Below are 24311 nucleotides of genomic sequence, written 5' to 3' on the forward strand. Positions count from 1 at the left end.
CAAAGAAATTTATCTCATGCTAGGAGTTCATTGTGAAACGTCTTCTTCCTATATTGCCGTTTGCGGCGATCATGATGTCTTGCAATCAGACTTATCAACCAGTGCCCATAGATTTCAACTCGGACTCCCGTATTTTGCGCGGCACATGGGGCGGCACAGTTTACGATGGCAGAAATTTTGAAAAAAGGGAGGCAGATTTCCCAAAAATTAGTCCAACAGTTGGGAAGCAGATCAAACTACAACTGAACGCCATGTACATCAATCAGAGTATGTATAAGCTTTCTGGAACAGCTCTAGTGGGCACCGAGTCTTACCAGATTCAAGGTGAAGTGGAGGGTAAGGAGACTCATCGATACCTCAAGTCTCAGGGGAGATTGAGATTGGACAGCGAAGTGAATTTACGTCTGTTGTCTAGCAACAAGATCGCCTACTCTATGCATTGTTGGTACTACGATCCAGAGACAGCACCTTCCAAGTCGAATATTCGTTGTGAAGGCGTTGATGGCGTTTATCCTATCCCTGAAACCTTTCCAGATGGTATTTATCCCGGCTGGAGGATGCAGCTTTCAAGAGAAGGCAACTCATGACCCAATCAATCACCCCTCAGCGCGTCGCCCTCGTCACCGGAGCGGGCCGGGGCTTAGGCAAAGCGATGGCCCTCAAACTCGCCGCTGACGGCTTTAATGTAGCCGTCCACTATGGCCGCAGCAGCGCGGAAGCCGAGCAGCTCGCCGAGCAGATTCGCGCTTCGGGCGGCGCGGCCCAGACCTTCATGGCCGACCTCTCGGTGCCTGCCAACGCCAGCAAACTGGTAGAAGACGTGGCGGCGCAGATGGGCGGCCTGCACGTGCTGGTCAACAACGCCGGAATCACCCGCGACGGCCTGGCCATCCGTATGAGAGACGAGGACTGGGACGCGGTGATTGCCACCAACCTCAGCAGCGCTTTTGCCGCCTGCCGCGCCGCCATCAAAATCATGATGCGGGCGCGGGCGGGGCGGATCATCAACATTTCCAGCGTGGTGGGCCTGATGGGCAATCCGGGTCAGGCCAACTACGTGGCCAGCAAAGCCGGACTGATCGGCCTGACCAAAGCGCTGGCCAAGGAATACGGCGGACGCAACATCACGGTGAACGCCGTCGCGCCGGGCTTTATCGCCTCCGACATGACCGACGCGCTCAGCGACACCCAAAAGGCCGGATACGTGGCCGCTATTCCGCTGGGCAGGCTCGGCCAGGCTGAAGATGTAGCGGCGCTGGTGGGCTTCCTCGCCTCCGACGCGGCGGGTTATATCACGGGGCAAGTCATCGGCGTAGACGGCGGCCTGCACCCTCACTGAAGCGGCCCACATTTTAGACTCTATTGAGTATCTTCACGCCCTTTGCTCTGCCCGTGTAGACTGTCGCCAGCCAAAGCACACCACTTCAGGAGGAATCAGCATGGATACTTACGAACAAGTCAAAAATGTGATCATAGACAAACTCGGTGTAGAAGCCGAAAAAGTGACGCCCGAAGCCCGTTTCGTCGAAGATCTGGGCGCAGACAGCTTGGAGACCGTCGAGCTGATCATGGGTTTGGAAGACCAGTTCGGCGTGACCATCAGCGATGAGGCCGCCGAAAACATCCGCACGGTGCAGGCCGCCGTGGATTACATCAGCAGCCAGCAGTAAAACGGGTTTAAGCACGGCTGGGGCGAGTTGCGGATCATGCCGTACCTCGCCCCTTTGAGTTGAGCTTGATTGCGCACAGGGAGAAACGAATGGAGATCAAACGAGTGGTGATTACCGGCTTGGGGCCAGTCAGCCCGATTGGTTTGGGCGCTGAGACCTTTGCACAGGCGCAGCGTGAAGGCAAGAGCGGCATCGGCCCGATCACCCATTTTGACGCCAGCGCCTGCCGGGCGCAGATCGCGGGTCAGGTCAACGACGACCTCAGCCCCTTTATTGAGGCCCGCGAAGCCAAGAAGCTTGACCGCTACGTGCAGCTCGCGCTGGCCGCTGCCGATCTGGCCGTAGAGCACAGCGGCCTGAGCAAGGAAGAATTGGCAGGCGAGCGCACCGGCACTTTGGTCGGCAGCGGCATCGGCGGCATGAAAACCTTTGAAGATCAGGCCAAGGTGATGGTGGAGCGCGGCCCCTCGCGGATCAGCCCGCTGTTCATTCCGATGATGATCGCCAACATGGCCACCGGACACATCGCTATGCGCTTCGGAGCCACTGGGCCGAGCAGCACGGTGGTCACCGCCTGCGCCACCGGCTCGGGCGCGATTGGCGACGCTGCGCGGATCATTCAGCTCGGCCTCGCGGACGTGATGCTGGCGGGCGGCGCGGAAGCGGCCATCACCGGCCTGAGCATCGGCGGCTTCGGCAACATGCACGCCCTGACCGCCTCGCACAACGACGATCCTGAACAGGCCAGCCGACCTTTTGCGGCCTCACGTGACGGCTTCGTGCTGGGCGAGGGCGGCGCAGTGGTGGTCTTGGAAGAACTGGAACATGCCAAAAAGCGCGGAGCCAAAATCTACGCCGAAGTGGTGGGCTACGGCACCTCCGCCGACGCTTACCACGTCACCATGCCCGCGCCGGAAGGCCGGGGCGCTCAGGTCGCCATGCGTCAAGCACTCAAATCCGGCGGCGTCAACCCCGAACAGATCGGCTATGTCAACGCGCACGGCACTTCCACCCCCGCCAACGACCTCAACGAAACGCTGGCGATCAAAAGTGTTTACGGCGATCACGCCTACAAATTGGCCGTGAGCAGCACCAAATCCATGACCGGGCACTTGCTCGGCGCGGCAGGCGCGATGGAGGCCATCGCGGTGGCGCAGGCGCTCAGCGACGGAATTTTGCCGCCGACCATCAATCTGGCCGGCGACCCCGACCCAGCGCTTGACCTGGACTTTATTCCGGATGGAGCGCGTGAAAAGCAGGTGGACTACGCCATGAGCAACTCGTTTGCCTTCGGCGGTCAGAACGCGGTGCTGGTGTTCAAGCGCTGGACAGAGTAGCGCGAGTAACTCAGTCGCCGGCCTGCAACATGTTGGCTTCCAGCCGCTCGGCCACGTTGACCACGTGGTCGCCGAGGCGCTCCAAGCTGCGGGCCATCCGGGTAGCGGTCAGCGCCGCGCCGACGTCTTCGGGGTTTTCCAGGATGCGGGTGAGTGAAGCGCGTTGAAGCTGCTCGTAGAGGGCGTCGACCTGCTCAAAATCCAGCCGAATCACTTCCCTGACGCCGTCGAGGTCGCGCTCGGCAAAAGCGTAGGCCAATCTCTCCAACATGTTGCTCAGGAGGCGGGCAATCGGCAGCACGTCTTGCAGCGCCGCCGTTTGGGCCAGTGGCCCCAGCGCTTCCAGGTCGCGCCCGACTTGCCGCCCGTAGTCCCCGACCCGCTCCAGATCGGCCAGACTCCGAAACACCATCACGTAAAAATGCAGCTCGGTGTCGCTCAGCGGCTGGGCCATGGCCGTCAGGCACAGGTCTTCAAGCTCATATTCCAAAAGGTCCGTTTCGCGCTCGAGCTCGGCGGTGCGGACGGCCAGATTGGCAAACGCCCCACGCCCCACCGCCTGCTCAAGCAGCGCCATCTGTTCTAGCGTGATGCTGAGCATCCGTAAAAAACGGACGTTGAGGTGTCCTCTTAGGGGAGTAATGAGGCGGCTGTTCATCGTGGCTAGTATGTCGTTCATGGGTAAGGGGGATGTCATGCGGGTTCTTGGCCGCTGAGCAAAGCGGAAGTCAGCAAAAACGTCGAGTCTCAGGATAGCTGTACTGAGCTCCTGAGACTCTTGTTTTTCCGTTGGGTCTTTGGCGGCGCTGCTGGGCCTACCTGAATGGGCCTAGCTCAGTGGGCCTAGATCAATGGGCTTAGCCGAAGCGTCCCGTGACATACGCTTCGGTGCGCTCGTCTTTGGGCGAAGTGAAGAGTTGGTCGGTTTGGCCGTGCTCGACGAGGTCGCCGTTCAGGAAGAAGCTGGTGGTGTCGCTGACGCGGGCAGCCTGGTGCATATTGTGGGTCACGATAATGATGGTGGTGACTTTTTTGAGTTCGGTCATCAAATCTTCAATCTTGGCGGTGCTGGCCGGATCGAGCGCTGAAGTCGGCTCGTCCATCAGCAGGATTTCGGGTTCGACGGCCAGAGCGCGGGCAATGCACAGCCGCTGCTGCTGTCCGCCCGACAAACCAGTGGCAGGCGACTTGAGGCGGTCTTTGACTTCTTCCCAAAGTGCTCCGCCGCGCAGGGAGCGCTCGGCAATTTCCATGAGGGCTTTTTGGTCGCGCATGCCGGCCAGCTTCAGGCCGCTGACCACGTTGTCAAACACGCTCATGGTCGGAAAGGGATTGGGCTTTTGAAACACCATCCCCACCCGGCGGCGCACTTCTACCGGGTCGACGCCAGCGCTGTAAATGTCTTGGCCGTCCAGCAAAATCTGGCCTTCCACGCGTGCGCCCGGCGTGAGGTCGTGCATCCGGTTGATGGCCCGCAAAAAAGTGGTTTTTCCGCAGCCCGAAGGGCCGATCAGGGCATTGACTGTGCCTTTTTCAACATCCAAGTTGACTTTGTTCACGGCTTGCTTGCTGCCGTAATAGATATCTACGTTGCTGGCGGTCAGTAATAGGGACATGTAGCTCCTTTCAGGGTTTGGGGAGGGGAGGGCAAAAGCGGATACCTTTACTCAGCGTTTTACTTTTGCCTGCTGGCAAAGCGGGCCAGCAAGGAGGTCACGAAAATGAGGGTAATCAGCAGCAGCGCTCCAGCTTGAGCGAGGCGCTGGTTTTCGTCGTAAGCGCTGGTGGCTCCGATAAAAATTTGCAGCGGCAAAGCGCTGGTGGGTTGCAGGGGATTGAGGTTGACCAGGTTGCTGCCGAAAGCCGTGAACAGCAGTGGAGCCGCTTCTCCAGCCACGCGGGAGAGGGCCAGCATCAGGCCGGTGATAATGCCGCCGCTGGCTGCGGGCAGCACGATGCTCAGAATCACTTTCCACTGCGGCAGGCCGAGTGCCAAGCCCGCCTCACGCACGCTCAGCGGCACCAGTTTCAGCACTTCCTCGGTGGTTCTGACCACGATAGGCACCATCAACAGGCCCAGCGCCACGCTGCCCGCAAAGGCGCTGAAGTGTCCCATCGGTCTGACCACCAGTGCGTAAACCACCAGCCCCATCACGATGGCGGGAATGCCGCTCAGCACGTCACTGAGCATTCGAATAACCGGCATCAGGCGGTGGCGCGGAAATTCGGCCAAAAAGATACCGCCCGCGACGCCCACCAGAACGCCCAGCACGGCGGCCATCGCCAAGATCAGCAGCGAGCCGGAAATGGCGTTGGCCCAGCCGCCGCCCGCTTCGCCTTCAGGCGCTGGGGTTTTGAGAAAAAAGTCGAGATTGAGAGCGCCGAAGCCTTTGAGAAGCAGAAAACCGAAAATCAGGATCAGCGGCGCGACCACCAGCATGGTGCCGAGGCCGATCAAAAAGCCCATGAAGGCGTTCTTGGATTTGCGGCCACCGCTCAGGCCGTTTTTGTTGAAGGTCGGTGATAACTGCGACACGGCCATTTCACAGCCCCTTTGGCGTCAAGCGCAAAATGATGATGCGGGCGATTAAGTTGACGAACACGCTGACAAAAAAGAGTGTCAGGCCCAGGCCCACCACGCTGGAGCGCTGGAGGCCCTCGCGGGCGTCACCGAACTGATTGGCGATCATAGAAGCCATCGTCGCGGTGGGCGACCAAATGCTTTTGATGATTTCGGGGGTGTTGCCGATGACCATCGCCACCGCCAGCGTCTCGCCCAGCGCCCGGCCCAGCGCCAGAATAATGCCGCCCATGATGCCCGCTCTGGCATACGGCAAAATCGCCAAGCTGATGACTTCCCATTTGGTCGCGCCCAGCGCGTACATGGCCTCGCGCTGATCGGCGGGCACCAGCCGGATCACGTCGCGGGCCACCGAAGCGGTGAACGGCAAAATCATGATCGCCAAAATGGTGACGGCCAGCAAAAAGCCCAGGCCGGTGGGCACCTGCGGCATAAAAAAGCATTGCAGCGAGGTGGTGTTGCTGTTAAACAGCTCGGCGCAGCGGGCGGTCAAGTCGGGGTTGCTGGTGTAGAGCCACAGCTGCACCTGCTGAAACAGCGGCTTGAGCGCGAAGAGCGCCCACAGCCCGTATACCACGCTCGGCACGGCGGCCAGCAGCTCAACGAGGTAGCCCACCGGGTTGGCCAGCCACTTGGGCGCGTACTCGGCCACAAACAGCGCCGAGGCAATCGCCAGCGGTACGCTGATCAGCAGCGCCAAAAAGCTGGTCAGCAGTGTGCCCATCACCAAACTCAGTGCGCCGTACTCGCTGGTGACCGGGTTCCAGACATTGGTGGTCAAAAAACTCAGGCCGAATTTCTGAATGGCCGGCCATGACTGCTGTCCCAGCAGCGCGATGCTCAGCACAAAGGTCAGGGCAATCACCAGCGACAAGCCAACGATGACGGTGCGGAATATCCCGTCGCCTTTAGAACTGAGTTTGGGGAGCGTCACTTTTCGGGGAAAGGGTTCATTCATCTGTGGCCTCTAAGCGCCGAACAAGTGCGCGTTAAGATAGTTCACTGTTCAAGTGTCAGCTTGAAGTCAGGCTGCGAAAAAGTCGACAAGCCAGCAAAAATCGGAGCGCCCACAATGGAGTGCTCCGCTTAGAAAGGTCAGGTTCAAGTGGCGTCGTTTAGAACTTTGCGCCGCCGTAGTTCATGCTGGCAATGATGGTCTTGGCTTTGTTGGCCGCGTTGGCCGGCAGTTTGGCGTAGTCCAGCGGCTCGTTGTACTGCTGGCCGGTGCTGACCATCCAGCTCAGGAGGTTCTTGAGGTCTTTGGCCTGCGCCTCGGTGCGGCTGCCGTACTTCTGATCTTGGTAAAAGATGATGTAGGTAAAGCTGGCAATCGGGTAGGCGTTGGGATTGGCGCTGTTGGTGATGCTGACGCGGGTATCGGCTGGGATGACCACGCCTTCAGCGGCCAGCGCGGCTGGGCCGTTGTCGGCCACGATCATTTTGCCGGCCCGGTTCTTGACTGCGCCGAAGTCCAGTTTGGTCTGCTTGGCGTAAATCAGTTCCACGTAGCCAATCGCGCCGGGGGTGCTTTTGACGATGCCGGCCACGCCGTCGTTGCCTTTGCCGCCCACGCCCACCGGCCACTGCACACTGTTGGCGCTGCCGACTTTGGTTTTCCACTCGCTGCTGACTTTGCTCAGGTAATCGGTGAATACGGCGGTGGTGCCGGAGCCGTCCGAGCGGCGAGCCACCGTGATCGGCAGGCCGGGCAAGGTCACGTCAGGGTTGAGTTTCTTGATGGCCGGATCACTCCACAACTTGACTTTGCCGAGGTAGATGTCGGCCAGCAGCTTGCCGTCAAAGTTGAGCTTGGTGGTCACGCCGGGCAGGTTGTAGGAGGGAACCACTGCGCCGATGGCGGTGGGGATGTGCAGCAGCTTGCCGGGAGCAGGCTTCATGGCTTCGTCGCTCATAGGGTTGTCGCTGGCTCCGAAATCCACGGTGCGGGCGATGATCTGCTGCTGGCCCGAGCCGGAACCCACCGATTGGTAGTTCACGTCGTTGCCGCTGGCGGTTTTGTATTCGGCAAACATCTTGGAATACAGCGGATAAGGAAAGCTCGCGCCCGCGCCGGTGATGGTGGCAGCGGAGGCGGCAGCGGCGGTCATTGCGATCAGGCTCAGGCCCAAAGTCAAAATCTTCTTCATGCCTCACACTGTGCTGTTTGTTTGTCAGGGGAACGTCACTGGTTTGTCAGGCCCGCGTCAGCCCAGATGTCATTTCAGCCCAGACCCGTTTGGGGTGGTGGCCGCTTGCTCGGTATTGTTGAAGGCAGGTGACCTAGAGGAAAAGCTTAAGAAACACCCCCAGCAAATTTGTACCGAGTTCAAGGCAGGATGCTAAGTTAAGCCATGACCGCCGCTGCCCACCCACCCGCGCTGCACCATCTGCGCGGCACGCTCTACGCCGCCTTGGTCCCGATTCCCTTGCCGATGAAAACCGTCACGGTGCTGATCGACCTCTCGCCGCCTGTGACTTTGATCGACACCAGCATCAACACCCCTGAAGCTCGGCAGGCCCTCGAAGCCGCGCTGAGTGCCCTCGGCCTGCACTGGCCCGACATCGAGCGCGTCATCGTGACCCACATCCACCCCGATCACTACGGCTTGGCGGGGCTGATCGAGGAGCGCAGCGGAGCGTCGGTGCAGATGCTCGACCATTCTGTTAAGCAAGAACGGCTCTGGTCGGACTGGGAAAGGCAGTTGCCCGCCCAGCACCAGTTTTTTGCCGAGCACGGTGCGCCGCCGAATTTTGGCGTGGGCGAAGCGCAAACATCCGAATGGGTGCGGCCCGCCGTTCGCCTGACGCCGCTGCAAGCGGGGCAACAGGTGACGCTGGACGGGGCCGACTGGCAAGTGCTGTGGCTGCCGGGCCACGCTGACGGGCACCTGGGGCTGTGGCAACCCGAAACTGAGATGCTGATCGCCGGAGACGCCATCTTGCCGCGCATCACCCCCAACATCGGCCTATATGTGGGCGGGCGGCCCGATCCGCTGGGCGATTACTTTGCCACGCTCGAGAACATCAGGGCGCTTGGCCCGGTGCAGGCGGTGGTGGGCCACTACGGGCCAACGATGGACAAGGTGGCGGCGCGGGCGCAGGAAATACACGGGCATCACTTGGAGCGCCTGGATGAGCTCCTTGTGGCCGTGCGGGAGCGCCCCCGCCACGCTTACGACCTGAGCTTCGTGCTGTTTGCCCGCGAATTGCCGCCGAGCGGTCGCCGCTTTGCAGTGGCCGAAACTTTGGCCCACGCCGAGTATTTGCGGCTGGGGGGCGCGGTGCAGCGCAGTTGGGTGGACGGGGTCTGGCAGTATCACGACTGAGGCAGCGGTGGTCATAGGCCTCAAATAAAGACACGAAAAGGCGGGCCAGCTTCATCAGCCGCCCGCCCTCTTTTTTAAGGTTTTACTTCGTCGTGGGCGTTGCCGCGCCGGTCACGGCTTTTTTGCCCATGCGTTCTTCCAGCAGCACCACCATCGGGGCCACGATATAAATGCTGGAATAAGTGCCGATCAAAATGCCCACGATCAGCGCAATGGAAAAGTCGCGCAGCACCGGGCCGCCGAAAATCAGCAAGCTGAACAGCGGCAACATGGTGCTGATCGAGGTCATCACCGTGCGCGAGAGCGTTTGGTTGATCGAGATATTCACGATTTCGCGGTAGCTCTTGCCGCGCAGCAGCTTGAGATTCTCGCGGATACGGTCCGACACGATAATGGAATCGTTGAGTGAGTAGCCGATCAAGGTCAGGAGGGCCGCCACCGAAGCGATGTTGAATTCCAGTTTCGCCACGGCGTAGAGGCCCATCACGATGGCCACGTCATGCAGCACGGCGATAATAGAGCCGAATCCCATCACGAAATCGAAGCGGAACCAGACATAAACAAGAATCAGGCCCAGGCCCACCAGCACAGCGTAAATGGTTTGCTGGGTGAGTTCTGCGCCCACCGCTGGCCCCACCGTTTCGGTTTGCTGCACTTCGCCGCCGGGCAGCGCGTTGATTTTGGCGTCCAGCAGCTTGACTTGATCGCTGGTCAGTTCCGGCACCTTGATGGTGTAGGTCACGCCCCCCGCTGTGGGGTTGATGTCGCGCTGGATGCTGGTGCTTTGGCCGGTCACGTTGGCAATGCCGGCGCTGGTGACTGCCGTGCGAACCTGCTCGGTGGTGGTGCTCGGCGCAGCTTTAGCAGTGATGCTGGTACCGGAAGTGAAGTCCACCCCGAAATTCAGTCCCCGCACGCCTACGAAGGTCGCGCCCGCGATGGCCAGCAAGATACTGGCAGTGGTGATAAAGGGAGCCGCTTTGATGAAGTTGATGTTCGGAACGCCGATTCTGAACGGCGCTTTGAAGTCGCGCTTGTTGGCAACGGCGTACAGCATCCACTTGGCGAACACCAGGTTAGAAAAAGCCGAGGCCACCACGCCGATAATCAAAGTGACGGCGAAGCCTTTGACCGGCCCCGAGGCGTAGTTGTAAAGCGCCAAAGCTGAGAGCAGGTGAGAAGCGTTCACGTCCAAAATGGTCAGGGTGGAGTGTTCGTAGCCTACGTTGATGGCGTTTTTCAGACCTTTGCCCCGGCCCATTTCCTCTTTGATGCGCTCGAAGGAAATCACGTTGCCGTCCACTGCCGCGCCGATGGTCAGCACCAGGCCGGCGATGCCCGGCAAGGTCAGGGTGGCCCCGAAGCCGCCCAGCAAGCCCAGAATGGTCACCGAGCTGAACAGCAAGCCAAGAGAGCCGACCAGACCAAACCAGAAGCCGTAATAGAAAAACAGCATGCCGAAGACGGCAGCGATACCGACCAGCGCGGCAATTGCGCCGCTGCGGATGGCGTCTGCGCCCAGCGTCGGGCCGATGGCGCGTTCCTCGTCCACTTTAATTTTGATCGGCAGCGAGCCGGATTTCAGTACCAAGGCCAACTCGCTGGCTTCTTTTGAATCGAAGCTGCCGGTGATTTGGAAGTTGTTGTAAAGCGCCGACTGAATGGTGGCCACCGATTTGATCTGGCCGTCGAGCACCACCGCCATCGATTTCTGAACATTCTTGCTGGTGAAGTCGCCAAAGGCTTTGGAATCTTTGGGATTGACGTTGACGTTGACTTGCCAGACGCTGGGCCGCTGCTGGTCGATGCCCGCCGTCGCGCCCGCCACGATGCTGCCGGTGGCCTCAGCCGGGCCGAGGTCGGAGAGCTTGTAGCCGAGCGAGGCGGGGTTGCGCTGCAACTCGGCGGGATCCTGCTTGGCTCCGGGGTTGACGATCTTGAATTCCAGCTTGGCCTGCTGCTTGACGATTTGCCGGGCGCTGTCCTGCACGGCGGGAGTGGCTCCCGGAATCTCCACGACCACCCGTTTGTTGCCCGAGACCGTCACGGTGGGCTCGGTGACGCCTAGGGTGTTGATGCGGTTTTCGATGATGGTCTTGACCTGAGAGAGCTGGTCTTTGGTGGCCGTTCCCGTTTCCGGCGAGAGCGTCATTCGCAGCCCGCCTTCGAGGTCGAGGCCCAGCGTAATGAATTTAAAGTTGTTGCCCCACAGCTCGCCAATATGGTCTCTGTGCTGCCAGGGCCGCCAGATAAAGGTGATGCTCAGCAGCAGCACCGCCAAAATGGCGAGGGTGGTCGTGATGGAGTTGCGCCGCTGCGGGGCGGCTTTCTTGCGGCGCACGGGCCGTTTGGGGGTATTAAAGGTCATGGGGACTCCGGTAGAAGAGAAGGGTTCAAGGTCGGTGGCGTGTGGCCCTGACCTCAGCCCCCATCAGTTTGCTGCCGTCCCAGCGCCGTCAAGTCCGGCATCCTCGGCCCGGTTTGGGCTTCGCCCAGCAGCAGCGCAGTTCGCTGATACTGCGGCGCGTCGATCATCAGTTCTTCTTGCGGCGCGGCCAGCAGGCTTGGCCCCGGCGTCGGCGCAGGCATGGCCCGCAGTTCCGGCAAGGCGGCTTGCCCCGCCGTCATCAGCGTGCGCTGACCCTCGGGGTGCGGCGTTTGGTTGCCCCACACCGCCAGCAAAGAGAAGGCAGCAATCAGCCCCGGCCACAGCTTGATAAAGCGGGCCAGAAGGTGGGGTGAGGGCGGCAGGGTCTTCATATGTTTTTTGACAGCGTTAAGGTGGCCTTAAGGCAAGTCACTATAGCAGCGCTGGGCTGAGGGGTTTCTGGTTTACCTGACCAAACCACGAAAAAGGCCGGACACTTGGCCCGGCCCTTTCTGATCTGGAGATTCAAACTTGGAAGCTCGAATTTAGAGACTCAGGCGGAGTGCTTAGCCTTTCACGGCGCCCGCCGTCAAACCGGAGACGATGTTGCGCTGGAACACCAGCACCAAAATAATCAGCGGAATAGTGACCACGATACTGGCGGCCATGATCTGGCCCCACGGCTGGTCGAACTGCGTCGCGCCGGAGTAGTTGGCGATCACCACTGGCACGGTGCGGCGGGTGCTGGTAAAGGTCAGCGCGAAGAGGTACTCGTTCCAAGCGTTGATGAAGGCCAAGAGGCCAGTGGTCACCAGCGCGGGCATCATCACCGGAAACAGAACCAGAAAGAGGGTTTGCAGCGGGGACGCGCCGTCAACCAGCGCGGCTTCTTCCAGCTCGCCGGGCAAATCACGCACGAACGAGGTCAGCACCCAGACCGTGAAGGGAATGGTGAAAATCAGGTAAGCGAGAATAAGGCCGCTGGGAGTGTTGTAGAGGCCCAGCGAGTTGATCAAGGTGTAGAGGCCGCCCAGCACCGCGATTTGCGGAAACACGCTGACGGCCAGCACGATATACAGCACCGCCGACTTGCCCCTGAACTTGAAGCGCCCCAGCGCGTACGCCGCGAAGCTGCCGAACAGCAGCGCAATAGCCACCGCGCCCACAGCGGTAATCAAGCTGTAGAGCAGGCCCAGACGGAAATTGGGATTGGCGAACACGTCGATGTAATTGCCCAGCGTAGACGGCGCAGTGGCAAAGGCCAGGGGCTGCAAGAACAGGTCGCCGGCTTTGCGGAAGCTGGTCAGTACTGCCCAGAGAAACGGAATCAGCAGGTAAAGGGTAATCACAACAACGAGCGCGTAAAAGCCGACGCGTTGGAGGTAGTACAAAGTGGGGTTGGTGCGTTTTAAGTACATGCTGTAGTCCTCCTAGCTCAGTCGAATTTCACGCGGAAGGCCGTGACATAAACCACCACAATCACCATGATGATAATAAAAATGGCGATGGACACGGCGCTGCCCATGCCCAGCAACTGATTGTCGATCAGGGCTTGCCTGGCGTAAGCGGTCATCGAGAGCCGGGCCGCCGAGACGTTGCCGACCATCACCGACATGATGTCGAAGACCCGCAGGGCGTCGAGGCTACGGAACACCAAAGCCACCAACAGCGCTGGGCGCAGCAGCGGCAAAGTCATCTGCCAAAACTGACGCCCCTTACTCGCGCCGTCCATGTCGGCGGCTTCGTACATGTCGCTGGGCAAGCTCTGCAGGCCTGCCAAAATCAGCAGCGCCATAAACGAAGTGGTTTTCCAAACGTCCACCGCGATCATGGCCCAAATGGAGGTGCTGGGGTTGGCCAGCAGCGCCGTTCCGCCGAGCAGACCGCGCCCGATCAGCCCAAACGAATCGTTGTACATATACGACCACATCTGCGCCGAAACGACGGTGGGAATGGCCCACGGCACCAGCATGGCGGTTCTCAGGAAGGCCCGGCCCGGAAAAGCGCTGTTGACCACCAGAGCGATAATCATGCCGAAAACAGTTTCTAAAAAGACTGACACCACTGTAAAGAGCAGCGTATTGGTGACTGCGCCCCACCATTTGGGATCCTGCAAAAAGCCCAGCGCAACGCCTTCGTCGGTGGTAAACCAAAAATTGCCCAGTCCCAGAAAGGTTTTCTGGTCGGGCGAGGTGAGGTTGGCCTCAAACAGCGAAAAGAAAATGGTGCGGTAGAGCGGATAACCCGCCACCAAAATAATGGCGATCATGGTGGGAATCAGCAGCCAGACGGCTTGGCGGGCGCGGGTCGCTTCGATGCCGCGCTGTTTGACAGCTTTATTGGTGGGTACAGTGGTGGTCATAAGCCGGTGATCTCCTTCTTGGCGCACACGGGCAAAACCCTAAGCCATCAGCGAAATACGGAAATAAAAAAGTGGGCAAGAGCAGGGAGGCAGCAAATGCAGCGTAAGTCAGATCACGATCAGCTTGTTATCCAAAAAAGGGGGATGTCCGTACCCTCTGGACATCCCCCTACGCTCCGTCAATCAGGAGCGCGGTGAGCGTTTACCAACCACGACCTTTAATACGGGCCAGATCGGTGCTGAGCTGCTTGACCGCGTCTGCGCCTTTGGTTTTCTTGTTCAGCACGTCGGTGACGGCGGTGCTAAAGGCCTGCGAAACTTGGTTGTACTTGCCTTTGGTGGGGCCGGAAGGACGCGCCACCGCGTTGGTAAAGACGTCGAGCAGGCTGCCGAAGAAGGGGTTGGCCTTCAGGATGTCTTTGTCTTTGTAGAGGCTGGTGATAGTGGGGTTGTACGAGCCTTCAATGGCGCGAATCTTTTGCTCTGCGGGGCCGGTCAGGTAGCGCACCAAGGCGATGGCCGCGTCCTGATTCTTGGAATACATGCTCACGCCGAGCTGCCAGCCGCCCAAGGTCGCGGCGGGGTTGCCACCGGGGCCAGCGGGCAACGGGGCCACGCCGATCATGCCTTTGACTTTGCTGTCGGCGCTTTGGCCGAGTGCCCAAGCGTAGGGCCAGTTGCGCATGAAAGCGGCGTTGCCGGACTGGAAGATGCCGCGTGCGGGTTCTTCGTCGTAGGTGGTCACGCCTTTGGGGCTGATGGTGCCGACCCAACTCGCGGCGGCGTCGAGCGCAGCGGCGGCTTTGGGGTTGTCGATGGTGATTTTGCCCGCATCGTCGACGATGGTGCCGCCGCCGAAGCTGTTGACCCATTCCAGCGCGTCGCAGGTCAGACCTTCATAGTTTTTGCCCTGAAAGACGAATCCTGCAAAGGCCTTATTGGTCTTTTGCTCGCCGTCTTGAATTTTCTTGGCCATCATTGCCAAGTCAGCCCAGGTCTTGGGAGCGGCGGTAAAGCCGTACTTCTTCAGCAAGTCGGTGCGGTAGTACAAAACTCCTGCGTCGGTAAACCAGGGCATGGCCACCAGTTTGCCGTTGACGGTGTCGGCGGCGATGATGGCTTTGAAGTTGGCGTTGACTTCGGCGGCAGGTACTTTGCTCTTGAGATCAACGAAGTGCTGCGCCAGCAAGCCCGGCCACACCACGTCGAGTTGGTAAACGTCAATGTCGCTGCTCTTGGCGGCGAGTTGCTGCTGATACAGGCCCAAACGGTCGTTGGTCAAGTTGGGGCTTTCAAAGACTTTGACGGTATTGCCGGTGGCCTTGGCCCAGCGGGCCGCGCCTTCTTTACACAGTTGGAGTTCCTGGCCCACGGAACCGCAGGCGAGAGTGACGGTGACGGCGTGGGCTTGTGAGCCCAGCGCGGCGGCGGCGGCAACAGCTAACAACATGGCGGGTTTCTTCATGTATTCCTCCGGATGAAACCTCGACTTGGGCCGGCACCGAGTAATCAGTGAACAAAAGCCAGCTTTCGGAAGCGGTTCCACATTTGAACGTTTGGTAGCGGAAGATTACACCCCTCACCGAACATTGTCAATGTTAGGAGGGCCATTTGAGCCCGTTCGGGACAGCTTTAAGCAGTCTCTGAGGACCGCTGTCAGCTTGCCGTCAGATCTAGCTTTTGTGTGCGCTGGGTGAAGCTCTGCTTGAGACGGTGTGGAAAACCATACAAGGAAAGCACCGGCTTTTCTGCATTCAAAAATGGCGGGCGACAAAGGGTTTGGTTAAGCTCTGGAGCGACGGTGGCGTGAGCGGATCAGCTTCCTAAACACTCGCTGTGATTCACTTCCATCAGGGGGCTGTCCGCACCTACCGGGCCTGCCCGTTCAGTCAACAAAGAAGCCCTTTTTGACCAGTACCATAAGCACCCGCCGCAGCCATCCAAAAGCGCTCGACCCGTACGTCTGGAGCGCACCACACCAGCGCTGCTCGGCGGCCCACGCCCCAGATCAGCGCCGCTTGCCCAAAGTCTTGGCCGATTTCTAAGGCGCGGCGCAGGTTGAGCGCCGGCACGATCAAACTCGGCTCGGCCCAGTTGCCTTCACCATTGACGCCCTCTAAGGCAGGCCACGCTGCTAAAGCGGCCCGCAAGCGCGACTGTGCTTCGGCGTTGCTGGCGGGGTCGCTGGCCTGACCGTGTGGATTCCAAGCCGTCAAGATGGCCCAGCGCTGTTGTGGCAAGCTCCAAAACGGCAAGACGCCTCCAGCATGGCTCAACTGGTAGCGCCGCTGGGCTGTGCCGTAGGAAGTGGACAGGAAAGCTGAGCGCAGTTGACTGGGCGGCGATTGGAAGTTGATGGCAGGAGAGTTCACGGTGAGGCTTTTACCGAGAAGGCGTGGCCGTCACCAGCGCTTCGACGGCGATCAAGTCAGACTGACCGAAACGCAGCAAAACCTTGACGCGCTTGCCGACCTTGAAGGTGCCGCCCAGCACCACCCGGTAAGGACTGCTCTGCGAAACAGTCAGCGGCCCAGTCAGCGGAATTTCTTTGACGACTTGGCAGCTTGGGGTGCAGCGCAGCAGTTTGGCGTGTCCAGTGTCTGACCACACGCCGGTCAAGCTCTGGGCGCTGCCGGGCAGCAAGTGGGCTTCGAGCAGCACCCCGCCGAAGGTAGGCCGCAGGGTGGCCGTTTCAGCGCTGGGCGCGGCCAAGACACCTGCGCTCAGTAGTCCCGCCAAGCCGCACGCCAGCCAGAGCGGGCGGCCCCGGCGTTTCACTCGTCGTCTCCGTCTTCGTCCGGTGTACCGGCGTCTGGAGCGTCTACATCTGTTTTCATCAGCTCGCGCAGCACCGAAGTGGCAAAGCTGCCTTTGGGCAAGGCAAAGCTGACGGTGTAGCCGTCTTCTTCGGGCGTCAGAGCGGCGTCTTCCATGAAAATGCGGATCAGGCGGCGGTCGCCCCTGCGGGAAGCGAAGACCTCGGGCGTCAAGCCGAATTCGCCCAGCACTTCAGCTTCGAGTGCGCCTGCGTCCAGGGTCAGCGGTTTGGTTTTGCGTCCGAACAGCGTGCCGGTGGCGCTGACTTCGTTCCGGGCGGCGCGGAGCGACTCGGCCTGCGCGTCTTCGACCAAAAAGACCCCACCGGTGTCGTGTTTCTTGGCCATGTCACCGCTGAGGAGCCCATCAAACAGGCCGCGCTCTAGTCTCAGGCTGACAAAGCGGTTAAAGAGAGCGCTCTGCACGCTGCTGCTCAAGAACCGCCGGACTTGTGGGTCGCGCAGCTCCGACTCGCCGCGCAGCACCCTTAGGCCTTCCTCGGCATTCAGGCCGCCGAGGCCAAAGCGCTGCGGCCCGAAGTAATTGGGCACGCCGAGGTGCGTGAGCAAGTCCAGCGTGCTTTGCGCCTGCGCCGCCGTCTCCGGAGCGCCGCGCACCCGCACAGTAAAGCGGTTGCCGCGCAGGTGGCCGAGGCCGAGCTTGTTGGTGTGGCGGCCCGTCTCTAAAATCTGCACGCCCTCCAAGCTGAAATCGCCCAAACGGGCTTCATACTTGGCAGGCAAGCTGATCCACTGCCGGGTAACAGCGTGGCGGTCTTTGAGGCCCGCGATGCCGAGGTCTTTGGCTTTGACGCCGAGCTGCACACTGAGCTGCCGCGCCAAGTGAGCGGTGGTGTGGCCGACTTTCTCAAGGTGCAGATACAAGTGGTCGCCGCTCCCGGACGGCAAATAGGTGGGGCGTTCCTCGACCACGAAGTCGGCTGGCTCTCGCCGCAGGAGGCCGCCGCTGCCGGGGGTGGGCGTCAAGGCGCTGAGCGCCGACCAAGAAAAAATCAGATTCACAAGGCACCTATGGTACTGCGGCCAGATGTGACAACCGCTCGGTGGCCGGTGCAGATGAAGACGGAGCGCTCTCATCTGTTTTGTCCGCTCCATGAAGCCCAGTTCTTACAAATCCAAAAAGTGCGGTCCAGACGCAGAAAATTCTAAGAAGTGTGAACAATTCGAGCTGATCGACCACCCAAGCTAGATGAGAATTCTCTCATGTTGAGCTACCAGAACGAAGTTTTTGGTGTTGGGTCTTCATGATTGAAGGCTGAGGGCGAATTCGGCAGAGAGAGGCCAAAGACTCAAGTGCGTCCAGCACGACAAAATTTAGAGCTTGTAAGAAATGATGTGTCAAAGTTCACATCCTGGGCCGGTGAGGTGAGGCCGCTGCAAGGGAGCATTTTCTAAGCTTCTTCTCAGATAGGCGAGCACGGCCCCCACCCTCACTTTTGCTTTTGGAGATCATCATGAAAACCCCCCTGACTTTTCTGACCATCGGCTTTTTCGCTCTCGCACTGACTGCCTGCGGAGGCGCAAATCTTCCCTCGCCTTCAGCTGGAGCAGGTGCGGCGGTGGGGAGCAGCGAAGTTTCCGGCGGTTTGGGAGCCAACAGCAGCAAAGACGCGGGGCCGCAGGATATGACGGCGGAAGAAAGAATGGTGCTGGAGCAGACCAACAAGGCCCGCGCCGTCGCCCGCACCTGCGGCGGTCAGTCGTTCGCGGCCGCTGGCCCGCTGACTTGGAACGGCTACCTCGCCAAGTCGGCCCGCGCCCACTCGCAGGACATGGCCGACAAGTCGTACTTCAGCCACGTCGGCCTGGACGGCAGCACCATGATCAAGCGCGACGAAGCGGCTGGCTACAGCGCTTGGCAAGAACTCGGCGAAAACATCGCCGCCGGATACGCCATCGCCGTCGTCGTTCAAGGCTGGATTGACAGCCCCTCACACTGCAAAACATTGATGGATCCCAAGTACAAAGAGCTCGGCGTCGGCTACGTCTACAAGCAGGGCACCCAGTACGGCACCTACTGGACGCAGGAATACGGCACCCGCTGAGCAGCGTAGGGCGCTCTGAGAAACAAAAGGAAGGAAGCGGGGACGAAGGCTATTTCAGCTTCGTCCCCGTTGGGGTTTTTGGGAGCGCCGTCAGCCTATCTAGCCGCCCAGGTAAGCGTGCAGCACCCGCTCGTCGCCCACCAGTTCGCTCGACAAGCCGCTGAAGGTGACTTGCCCGGCTTCCATCACGTAAGTGCGGTGGCTGGTCTGCATAGCGAGCTTGGCGTTTTGTTCGACCAGCAAAATGGTCACGCCCTGGGCATTGAGTTCTTTGATGATCTTAAAGATTTCGAGGACGATAATCGGCGCGAGGCCGAGGCTCGGTTCGTCGAGTAAGAGAAGTTTAGGGCGGCTCATCAGCGCTCTGGCAATGGCCAGCATCTGCTGCTCTCCGCCCGACAGTGTTCCGGCCAGTTGGCTGCGGCGCTCGCCGAGGCGCGGAAAACGCTCGTACATCCGCTCCACGTCACCGTGAACGCCCGCCGTATCTTTGCGAATATACGCGCCGAGTTCCAAGTTATCGGCGATGCTCTGGCGGGCCAAGACCTGCCGCCCTTCAGGACTCTGGGCAATGCCGTAGCTGACCACCTTATCGGCAGTGACACGCGACAAATCATGGCCGTCGAAGATAATCTGGCCGCTTTTGGCTTTCAGCATCCTTGAAATGGCCCGCAGCGTGGTGGTTTTGCCCGCACCGTTCGCGCCGATGAGGGTCACGATTTCGCCTTGCTCGACGGTCAGCGAGAGGTCGCGCACCGCTTGAATGGCTCCGTAATTGACGCTGAGATTTTTGAGTTCTAGGAGAGGCAAGGGGAGGCTCCTTTCGGGTGGGATTGCGCAGAGAGCGGCGGCGAATAGAAACAGGTTGGCTGGCGTTTGTGGCTGTCTTTTCTCGGCTCTATCTCTCGGAATAGAGCGGATTGCGTTGGTTCTTGCCCTCTGTGCGCTTCTCGCAAACTGAACGCGGTGATAAGCCGTTTCGCGCATGGACTCTTTGGGTTGCCCGTGTTCTCCTGTCTTCATGTCCACCGATTTCTACCCGCCACTGAACCTCAAAGTCATTACGCCCCAGTTGGAACTGCGTGGAGCGACGGACGAACTGCTGGCCCAGCTTCTTCCTATTGTTCGTGGTGGCGTAATCACGCGCCCACCTGACCCATTCGATGATCCGATGTCGCTCTACGAAGACAATCCGCTGCGTGAAAGGAAGTGGCTTCAGGCCATCTGGCGCGGGCGGGGCAATGTTCACCCTGATTCTTGGCGTTTGTACTTTGTGGTGATGCTGAACGGGCAGGCGGTGGGAATGCAGGATTTGATCGGCGTGAATTTTGACACTTGCCGCACCGTCACCAGCTTTTCTTGGCTGGCTCCCAGTGCCCGGCAACGAGGTCTGGGACGCGAGATGCGTGCGGCCATTCTTCACCTCGCCTTTGGGGGGTTTGGCGCGGGGGAGGCGAATAGCGAGGCGTTCTTTGACAATTCGGCGTCTAACCGGGTCTCGGAGAGCATGGGCTACCAACCCAACGGCACGGACTGGGCCACCCGGCGCGGTGAACCCGCCGTGTTGAACCGCTGGCGGCTTGAGCGGGAAGACTGGGAACCAAATCGCCGCAGCGACATCGAGTTGGTGGGCGTGGACGAGTGTAAAGCCGTGCTGTACATCGAGTAAGCACAGGCCCCTGGGGTGCAGGTCGGCGAGTGCCGCGAGTGCTCTCTTGCTCTCCCCATCTCCTCAGGCCCCCAAATACGCTTCGATGACTTTGGGATCGCGCTGGACGTCGGCAGGGTTACCCACCGCGATTAATTGCCCAAAGTTCAGCACCGCCACGCGGTCACACAAATTCATCACCAGCGGAACGTGGTGTTCGATGACCATCACCGTCAGGTCAAACTGGTCACGGACTTCCCGAATGAAGGTGGTCAGGGCGCTCTTTTCGGCGGTATTCATGCCCGCAGCCGGTTCGTCGAGCAGCAGGGCACGCGGCTGGGTGGCCAGAGCGCGGGCGATTTCTAAGCGGCGCTGGTCGCCGTAAGCGAAGTTGGCGGCCTGCTCTCCGGCGCGGTCAGCCAGACCCACCAAATCCAGCAGTTCCCAGGCCCGCTGCTCGACTCGGCGCTCCTCGGCTTTGTCGCGGCCAAAAATGCCTGTCCACAGCCCGGCGTGGGTGCGGCTGTGCTGGGCGATCTTGACATTTTCCAGCGCCGAGAGCGGCCCGAACAGCCGAATGTTCTGGAAGGTACGGCTGATACCCGCTTCGGCCACCTGATACGGCGCGAGGCCGGTCATATTCTGGCCTCCGAAACTCAGCGAGCCGCTGCTGGGCGGCGTCAGGCCGGTCATCAGGTTAAAGAGAGTGGTTTTGCCCGCGCCGTTGGGGCCGATCAGCCCGAAAATCTCGCCGCGCCGCACCTGAAACGACACGTCGCCCACCGCCACCAGGCCGCCAAAGCGCCGCGTCAGGTGCTGGGCGTCGAGGAGAATCGGAATTTCGGGCACGGGTTTTTGCTGAAGCGTATTAGAAAGCGTCATGTCGTCTCCGACGTGTAGGGCGGCCCCGACGGGCCTTCGTTGAGAGTCGGCGGCTTGGGACGGGTCGGCGGCTTGGGCTTGCGGCTCAGGCTGCCCACGATGCCCTGCGGCAAGTACAGACTCGCCACCACCAGCACCAGCCCGTTGATCACCAAGCGCCAATCGGCCAGTCCGCGCAGCACTTCTGGCAGAGCCGACAGCAGCGCCCCGCCCACCAGCGGCCCCCACATGCTGCGGCTGCCGCCGATCAGCACGAAGGCCAGGTAAGCGATAGAAGCGTCGAAAGTGCCCTGCTTGGCGTTCCAGGTATTGAGAAAGGGAGCGCTCATCGAGCCGACGATGCCGGCCAGCACTGCGCCGATGACAAAGGCCAGCACCTTGTAGCGGGTTGGCGACACGCCCATCGCGTCGGCGGCCAGCTCGTCCTCGCGGATGGCCCGGAAGGCCCGGCCCGTGCGCGATTTGGAGAGCTGTCGGAAGAACAGCAGGGTCAGGATCAGCAGCGGCAAGAACAGCCACAGGTACTGCCAGCGGTCAACGAAGCCGAAAGGTTGCGGAATGGCGAAAATCCCCACTGCCCCGCCAGTAATTTCTAAGTTGAGCGACAGCACCCGCAAAATTTCTACAAAGGCGATGGTGGCCAGTGCCAGATAGATGCCGCGCAGCCGCAGCGCCGGAACGCCCACAATAAGGCCGAGCAGCGCACAGGCCAGAGCCGCGAGCAGCCAGGTCAGCGGATAGATGCCGTACCCCAGCGAGTCGCGCCAGCCCGCGAAGGCCGGATTGGTCAGTAGGATGGCAGCGATATAGCCGCCCACCGCGTAAAACCCCGGACTGGCCAGCGAGAGTTGCCCGGCCATCAGCGGGGCGTAGAGGCTCAGGCCCAGGAGACCCTGCTGAAGCATGGTGGCGATCAGAAAGCCGTACTGTTGCAGAAATTCCATACATTAAACCTTTTGAATCTGCGCCTGGCCCAGCAGACCCTGGGGACGCACCAACAAAATGATAAACAGCAGCGCAAAGGCCACCGCTTCCTTGTAAGCGCTGTACTGGGCAGGCACGAACGCCTCGGCCAGCCCGATCACCAGCCCGCCCACCACCGCGCCGGGAATGCTGCCCAGTCCGCCCAGCACGATGACGGCCAGCCCCTTGAGGCCGAAGGTGACGCCAAAATACGGTCCCGCGATGCCAAACGAACTGCCGACCAGCGTTCCAGCTAGGCCGCCGAGGAGTCCCGACAGAAAAAAGGTGATGATGACGAAGCGGTCTACGCTGATGCCCAGCAGCGAGGCGGTGCCGGGATTTTCGGCAACGGCCCTGAGCGCCTTGCCGGTGCGGGTGCGTCCGATGACCCAGCCTAAAATCAGCAGGAGCACCATGCTGACGGCAAAAATAATGACCTGCACCGTGCGGATGATGATGGTTTTGTCGCCCAGATGAAACAGCAGCGCGGGCGGCAGGTTGCCGTAAATGCCATCGGGAAACGAGTAGCTCTCCGCGCCCACCAGAATCTGAATCAGGTTGACGATCACCAGCGCCACGCCCAGCGAACTCACCAGCGCCAGCAGCGGGTCGGCGCTGCGCGTCCGCATGGGCCGGAAGGCGAGGCGCTCGATGATGACGGCCACCACCCCCGCCAGCAGCGAGCCGACGAGCGCGGAGAGGGCAAAGCCCCAGGCGCTGCCCGCCAGCGGTGAGCCGTTCGGAAACAAATTGAGGCCCTTCAGCAAGCCGTTGTCACTAAACTGACCGGAGATCAGGGTGTAGGTAAAGTAAGCGCCCAGTGTAAACACCGCGCCGTGCGCGAAATTGATGATGCCCAGAATCGAGAACACCAAGGTGTAGCCCAGCGCAAAAATGGCGTAGACGCTGCCGATCGCCAAACCGTTCAGGACATTTTGTAAAAAACCGCTCAGTTCCAAGGAATATGCTCCTTTTTATCCACAAGTGGGGAGTGGTGAGCAGGAAAAAATAAAGCCCCACTCTCCACTCCCCACTGAGTATTCGCTTACTTCAAAAAGACGAAGGTGCCGTTCTTAGCGTCTTTCATCTTGATTTGCGCCACGTAGAAGGCCTGCTGCACGATGTCTCCGTCTTTGTCGAAGCTGAGTTCACCCAAGGGTGTCTTGTATTTTCCGATCAGGATCTGTTTGTTCAGGGCCACTCTGAGTTCGCCCAGATCCCAGTCGGCGATCTTCCTCTTGTGGTCGAGCACCTTGAGGGCGTCCACGAAGACCTGCACGCCGGTGTACGCCTGGGCCGCAAATTGAGGCGGATCTTTTTTATACTGGGCCTTGTATTCGCGGGCAAACAGCTGGTTGGCGGCGCTCGATTGGGTGGGGCTGTAGGCCTGCGCGACAATCACGCCGTCACAGTACTGGCCGCAGATGGGGAACATGCTGGAACTGTTCAGGCCGTTGCCGCCCACGATCAGCCCCTTGTAGCCGAGTTGACGCAGCTGCTTGATCAGGTTGCCGCTGTCATTGGCCAGCCCGGAGATGATCACCAGATCCACGTTCTCGCCCAGCACCGCCGTGACCTGGGTGGTGAAGTCGTTGTCGGTGGTCTGAAACTTTTGCACGGTGGCGATGTTGAGATCGAGGTCCTTGGCCGTCTGCTGGAAGATCCCCGTCTCAGAGGTTGAGAAAGCGTCGTTCTGGGCGTAGAGCACCGCCACTTTCTTGAGCTTGGGATTGATCTTGAGGGCCTGTTTGAGCGCGTTGGGCGCAATCGCCGTGACCGGCGCAGAAACGCGGGAGATGTACGCGCCGATCTGCGGAATGCCTTTGGCAGTGTTGCTCGGCCCAATTACTGGCACTTTGGCACGGTCGGCGATGGGGTCGGCGCTGAAGGCCTGCTGAGAAAGGGTTGGCCCCACAATGCCGACCACGTTGTCTTTGCTGATCAGGTTCTGGAAGGCGTTGATGGCTCCGGCTTCATCGCCGCTGGTGTCTTGAAAGACCAGTTTGATCGGGGTGCCGCCCACGCCGCCGCGTGCATTCAAAAATTTCTCGGCCAGTTTGGCTCCGATCACCTGTTCCTGACCGAAGAGCGAAGCGTTGCTGGTTTGCGCTACCGCAATCCCAATCGCGATGGGCGTGGCGACTTTTTGAGCGGCGGCGAGGCTGAGGGCGCTGAGCAGAAGTAAACTGAGGGTTCGTTTCATATGATCTCCAGACTCCGGTGAGGAGGCAGTTTGATGAAGAGTGGCTTTAATCTTGCCACGCTCAGCTGACTTGTCAAGCGCGGGTATGA

General features: G+C 60.1%; 25 protein-coding genes. 7 read left to right on the forward strand and 18 right to left on the reverse strand.

What is annotated here, in order from left to right:
- The first annotated feature begins 32 nt into the window (after positions 1-32).
- The 4 genes from FNU79_RS02325 to fabF all read left to right on the forward strand — a co-directional run bounded on the left by FNU79_RS02325 (position 33) and on the right by fabF (position 3007).
- Complete coding sequence (locus FNU79_RS02325) at positions 33-587, forward strand: hypothetical protein (RefSeq protein ID WP_143719251.1); 555 nt, start codon at positions 33-35, stop codon at positions 585-587.
- The gene (gene fabG / locus FNU79_RS02330; protein ID WP_143719252.1) at positions 584-1339 is read left to right on the forward strand and encodes a 3-oxoacyl-[acyl-carrier-protein] reductase; all 756 of its coding nucleotides are present in this window, start codon (positions 584-586) and stop codon (positions 1337-1339) included. Before FNU79_RS02325 ends, fabG begins: the two co-directional genes overlap by 4 nt.
- A 100-nt stretch (positions 1340-1439) precedes the next feature.
- Entirely contained in the window at positions 1440-1670 is a 231-nt protein-coding gene (gene acpP, locus FNU79_RS02335; protein ID WP_124869754.1) for an acyl carrier protein, read from the forward strand.
- A gap of 89 nt (positions 1671-1759) precedes the next feature.
- Positions 1760-3007: a beta-ketoacyl-ACP synthase II gene (gene fabF / locus FNU79_RS02340; protein WP_124869751.1), complete on the forward strand. Its 1248-nt coding sequence runs from the start codon at positions 1760-1762 to the stop codon at positions 3005-3007.
- Between the two features lie 10 nt (positions 3008-3017).
- Here fabF and FNU79_RS02345 read toward each other — a convergent pair whose 3' ends face one another.
- The 5 genes from FNU79_RS02345 to pstS all read right to left on the reverse strand — a co-directional run bounded on the left by FNU79_RS02345 (position 3018) and on the right by pstS (position 7735).
- Complete coding sequence (locus tag FNU79_RS02345) at positions 3018-3665, reverse strand: phosphate signaling complex PhoU family protein (protein ID WP_143719253.1); 648 nt, start codon at positions 3663-3665, stop codon at positions 3018-3020.
- Positions 3666-3864: 199 nt separating this feature from the next.
- Positions 3865-4623: a phosphate ABC transporter ATP-binding protein PstB gene (pstB, locus tag FNU79_RS02350; RefSeq protein ID WP_143719254.1), complete on the reverse strand. Its 759-nt coding sequence runs from the start codon at positions 4621-4623 to the stop codon at positions 3865-3867.
- Between the two features lie 59 nt (positions 4624-4682).
- Positions 4683-5549, reverse strand: coding sequence for a phosphate ABC transporter permease PstA (gene pstA / locus FNU79_RS02355; protein ID WP_124869745.1), 867 nt, complete (start codon positions 5547-5549; stop codon positions 4683-4685).
- A 1-nt stretch (position 5550) separates the two neighbouring features.
- Positions 5551-6546: a phosphate ABC transporter permease subunit PstC gene (gene pstC, locus FNU79_RS02360; RefSeq protein WP_143719255.1), complete on the reverse strand. Its 996-nt coding sequence runs from the start codon at positions 6544-6546 to the stop codon at positions 5551-5553.
- Positions 6547-6703: 157 nt separating this feature from the next.
- Entirely contained in the window at positions 6704-7735 is a 1032-nt protein-coding gene (gene pstS / locus FNU79_RS02365; RefSeq protein WP_143719256.1) for a phosphate ABC transporter substrate-binding protein PstS, read from the reverse strand.
- Positions 7736-7939: 204 nt separating this feature from the next.
- Here pstS and FNU79_RS02370 point away from each other — a divergent pair, with 204 nt between their 5' ends.
- Entirely contained in the window at positions 7940-8914 is a 975-nt protein-coding gene (locus FNU79_RS02370; RefSeq protein WP_143719257.1) for an MBL fold metallo-hydrolase, read from the forward strand.
- Between the two features lie 82 nt (positions 8915-8996).
- Here the strand turns inward: FNU79_RS02370 and secD are convergent, their stop codons facing one another.
- From secD to truD, 8 genes are all read right to left on the reverse strand, one after another.
- Complete coding sequence (gene secD, locus FNU79_RS02375; protein WP_143719258.1) at positions 8997-11282, reverse strand: protein translocase subunit SecD; 2286 nt, start codon at positions 11280-11282, stop codon at positions 8997-8999.
- A 53-nt stretch (positions 11283-11335) separates the two neighbouring features.
- Entirely contained in the window at positions 11336-11674 is a 339-nt protein-coding gene (locus FNU79_RS02380; protein WP_143719259.1) for a hypothetical protein, read from the reverse strand.
- A gap of 174 nt (positions 11675-11848) precedes the next feature.
- Positions 11849-12700: a carbohydrate ABC transporter permease gene (locus FNU79_RS02385; protein WP_143719260.1), complete on the reverse strand. Its 852-nt coding sequence runs from the start codon at positions 12698-12700 to the stop codon at positions 11849-11851.
- 17 nt (positions 12701-12717) lie between these two features.
- Positions 12718-13644: a carbohydrate ABC transporter permease gene (locus tag FNU79_RS02390; protein ID WP_143719261.1), complete on the reverse strand. Its 927-nt coding sequence runs from the start codon at positions 13642-13644 to the stop codon at positions 12718-12720.
- 202 nt (positions 13645-13846) lie between these two features.
- Complete coding sequence (locus FNU79_RS02395) at positions 13847-15109, reverse strand: ABC transporter substrate-binding protein (RefSeq protein ID WP_143719262.1); 1263 nt, start codon at positions 15107-15109, stop codon at positions 13847-13849.
- A 424-nt stretch (positions 15110-15533) separates the two neighbouring features.
- Positions 15534-16016, reverse strand: a complete 483-nt coding sequence (locus tag FNU79_RS02400; protein WP_225429822.1) for a DUF3293 domain-containing protein — start codon at positions 16014-16016, stop codon at positions 15534-15536.
- A 10-nt stretch (positions 16017-16026) separates the two neighbouring features.
- The gene (locus tag FNU79_RS02405) at positions 16027-16422 is read right to left on the reverse strand and encodes a hypothetical protein (RefSeq protein ID WP_225429823.1); all 396 of its coding nucleotides are present in this window, start codon (positions 16420-16422) and stop codon (positions 16027-16029) included.
- The gene (gene truD, locus FNU79_RS02410; RefSeq protein ID WP_225429824.1) at positions 16419-17483 is read right to left on the reverse strand and encodes a tRNA pseudouridine(13) synthase TruD; all 1065 of its coding nucleotides are present in this window, start codon (positions 17481-17483) and stop codon (positions 16419-16421) included. The genes FNU79_RS02405 and truD overlap by 4 nt, the downstream gene beginning before the upstream one ends.
- Before the next feature lie 452 nt (positions 17484-17935).
- Between truD and FNU79_RS02415 the strand changes: the two genes are divergently transcribed.
- Positions 17936-18526: a CAP domain-containing protein gene (locus tag FNU79_RS02415; RefSeq protein ID WP_143719264.1), complete on the forward strand. Its 591-nt coding sequence runs from the start codon at positions 17936-17938 to the stop codon at positions 18524-18526.
- 99 nt (positions 18527-18625) lie between these two features.
- Here the strand turns inward: FNU79_RS02415 and FNU79_RS02420 are convergent, their stop codons facing one another.
- Positions 18626-19336 carry an ABC transporter ATP-binding protein gene (locus FNU79_RS02420; RefSeq protein ID WP_143719265.1) on the reverse strand — a complete coding sequence of 237 codons (711 nt, stop codon included), beginning with the start codon at positions 19334-19336 and terminating at the stop codon, positions 18626-18628.
- Between the two features lie 211 nt (positions 19337-19547).
- On the opposite strand from FNU79_RS02420, the gene FNU79_RS02425 reads away from it, so the two are divergent.
- A complete protein-coding gene (locus tag FNU79_RS02425) occupies positions 19548-20195 on the forward strand; it encodes a GNAT family N-acetyltransferase (RefSeq protein ID WP_143719266.1) in 648 nt (215 codons plus the stop codon).
- 63 nt (positions 20196-20258) lie between these two features.
- Here FNU79_RS02425 and FNU79_RS02430 read toward each other — a convergent pair whose 3' ends face one another.
- The 4 genes from FNU79_RS02430 to FNU79_RS02445 all read right to left on the reverse strand — a co-directional run bounded on the left by FNU79_RS02430 (position 20259) and on the right by FNU79_RS02445 (position 24222).
- Entirely contained in the window at positions 20259-21056 is a 798-nt protein-coding gene (locus FNU79_RS02430; protein ID WP_124869703.1) for an ABC transporter ATP-binding protein, read from the reverse strand.
- Positions 21053-22000 carry a branched-chain amino acid ABC transporter permease gene (locus FNU79_RS02435; protein ID WP_143719267.1) on the reverse strand — a complete coding sequence of 316 codons (948 nt, stop codon included), beginning with the start codon at positions 21998-22000 and terminating at the stop codon, positions 21053-21055. Before FNU79_RS02435 ends, FNU79_RS02430 begins: the two co-directional genes overlap by 4 nt.
- Before the next feature lie 3 nt (positions 22001-22003).
- Positions 22004-22978 (reverse strand): branched-chain amino acid ABC transporter permease, encoded by a 975-nt coding sequence (locus FNU79_RS02440; RefSeq protein ID WP_143719268.1) that lies wholly within the window; start codon positions 22976-22978, stop codon positions 22004-22006.
- Between the two features lie 86 nt (positions 22979-23064).
- The gene (locus FNU79_RS02445; protein WP_143719269.1) at positions 23065-24222 is read right to left on the reverse strand and encodes an ABC transporter substrate-binding protein; all 1158 of its coding nucleotides are present in this window, start codon (positions 24220-24222) and stop codon (positions 23065-23067) included.
- Positions 24223-24311 lie beyond the last annotated feature (89 nt).

This window comes from Deinococcus detaillensis (assembly GCF_007280555.1).
GTDB lineage: Bacteria > Deinococcota > Deinococci > Deinococcales > Deinococcaceae > Deinococcus > Deinococcus detaillensis.

Excerpts from the sequence above, each read along its gene's own strand:
- fabG (WP_143719252.1), top strand. The coding sequence starts at position 584 with ATGACCCAATCAATCACCCCTCAGCGCGTCGCCCTCGTCACCGGAGCG.
- acpP (WP_124869754.1), top strand. The coding sequence starts at position 1,440 with ATGGATACTTACGAACAAGTCAAAAATGTGATCATAGACAAACTCGGT.
- fabF (WP_124869751.1), top strand. The coding sequence starts at position 1,760 with ATGGAGATCAAACGAGTGGTGATTACCGGCTTGGGGCCAGTCAGCCCG.
- FNU79_RS02345 (WP_143719253.1), bottom strand. The coding sequence starts at position 3,665 with ATGAACAGCCGCCTCATTACTCCCCTAAGAGGACACCTCAACGTCCGT.
- pstB (WP_143719254.1), bottom strand. The coding sequence starts at position 4,623 with ATGTCCCTATTACTGACCGCCAGCAACGTAGATATCTATTACGGCAGC.
- pstA (WP_124869745.1), bottom strand. The coding sequence starts at position 5,549 with ATGGCCGTGTCGCAGTTATCACCGACCTTCAACAAAAACGGCCTGAGC.
- pstC (WP_143719255.1), bottom strand. The coding sequence starts at position 6,546 with ATGAATGAACCCTTTCCCCGAAAAGTGACGCTCCCCAAACTCAGTTCT.
- pstS (WP_143719256.1), bottom strand. The coding sequence starts at position 7,735 with ATGAAGAAGATTTTGACTTTGGGCCTGAGCCTGATCGCAATGACCGCC.
- FNU79_RS02370 (WP_143719257.1), top strand. The coding sequence starts at position 7,940 with ATGACCGCCGCTGCCCACCCACCCGCGCTGCACCATCTGCGCGGCACG.
- secD (WP_143719258.1), bottom strand. The coding sequence starts at position 11,282 with ATGACCTTTAATACCCCCAAACGGCCCGTGCGCCGCAAGAAAGCCGCC.
- FNU79_RS02380 (WP_143719259.1), bottom strand. The coding sequence starts at position 11,674 with ATGAAGACCCTGCCGCCCTCACCCCACCTTCTGGCCCGCTTTATCAAG.
- FNU79_RS02385 (WP_143719260.1), bottom strand. The coding sequence starts at position 12,700 with ATGTACTTAAAACGCACCAACCCCACTTTGTACTACCTCCAACGCGTC.
- FNU79_RS02390 (WP_143719261.1), bottom strand. The coding sequence starts at position 13,644 with ATGACCACCACTGTACCCACCAATAAAGCTGTCAAACAGCGCGGCATC.
- FNU79_RS02395 (WP_143719262.1), bottom strand. The coding sequence starts at position 15,109 with ATGAAGAAACCCGCCATGTTGTTAGCTGTTGCCGCCGCCGCCGCGCTG.
- FNU79_RS02415 (WP_143719264.1), top strand. The coding sequence starts at position 17,936 with ATGAAAACCCCCCTGACTTTTCTGACCATCGGCTTTTTCGCTCTCGCA.
- FNU79_RS02425 (WP_143719266.1), top strand. The coding sequence starts at position 19,548 with ATGTCCACCGATTTCTACCCGCCACTGAACCTCAAAGTCATTACGCCC.
- FNU79_RS02430 (WP_124869703.1), bottom strand. The coding sequence starts at position 21,056 with ATGACGCTTTCTAATACGCTTCAGCAAAAACCCGTGCCCGAAATTCCG.
- FNU79_RS02435 (WP_143719267.1), bottom strand. The coding sequence starts at position 22,000 with ATGGAATTTCTGCAACAGTACGGCTTTCTGATCGCCACCATGCTTCAG.
- FNU79_RS02445 (WP_143719269.1), bottom strand. The coding sequence starts at position 24,222 with ATGAAACGAACCCTCAGTTTACTTCTGCTCAGCGCCCTCAGCCTCGCC.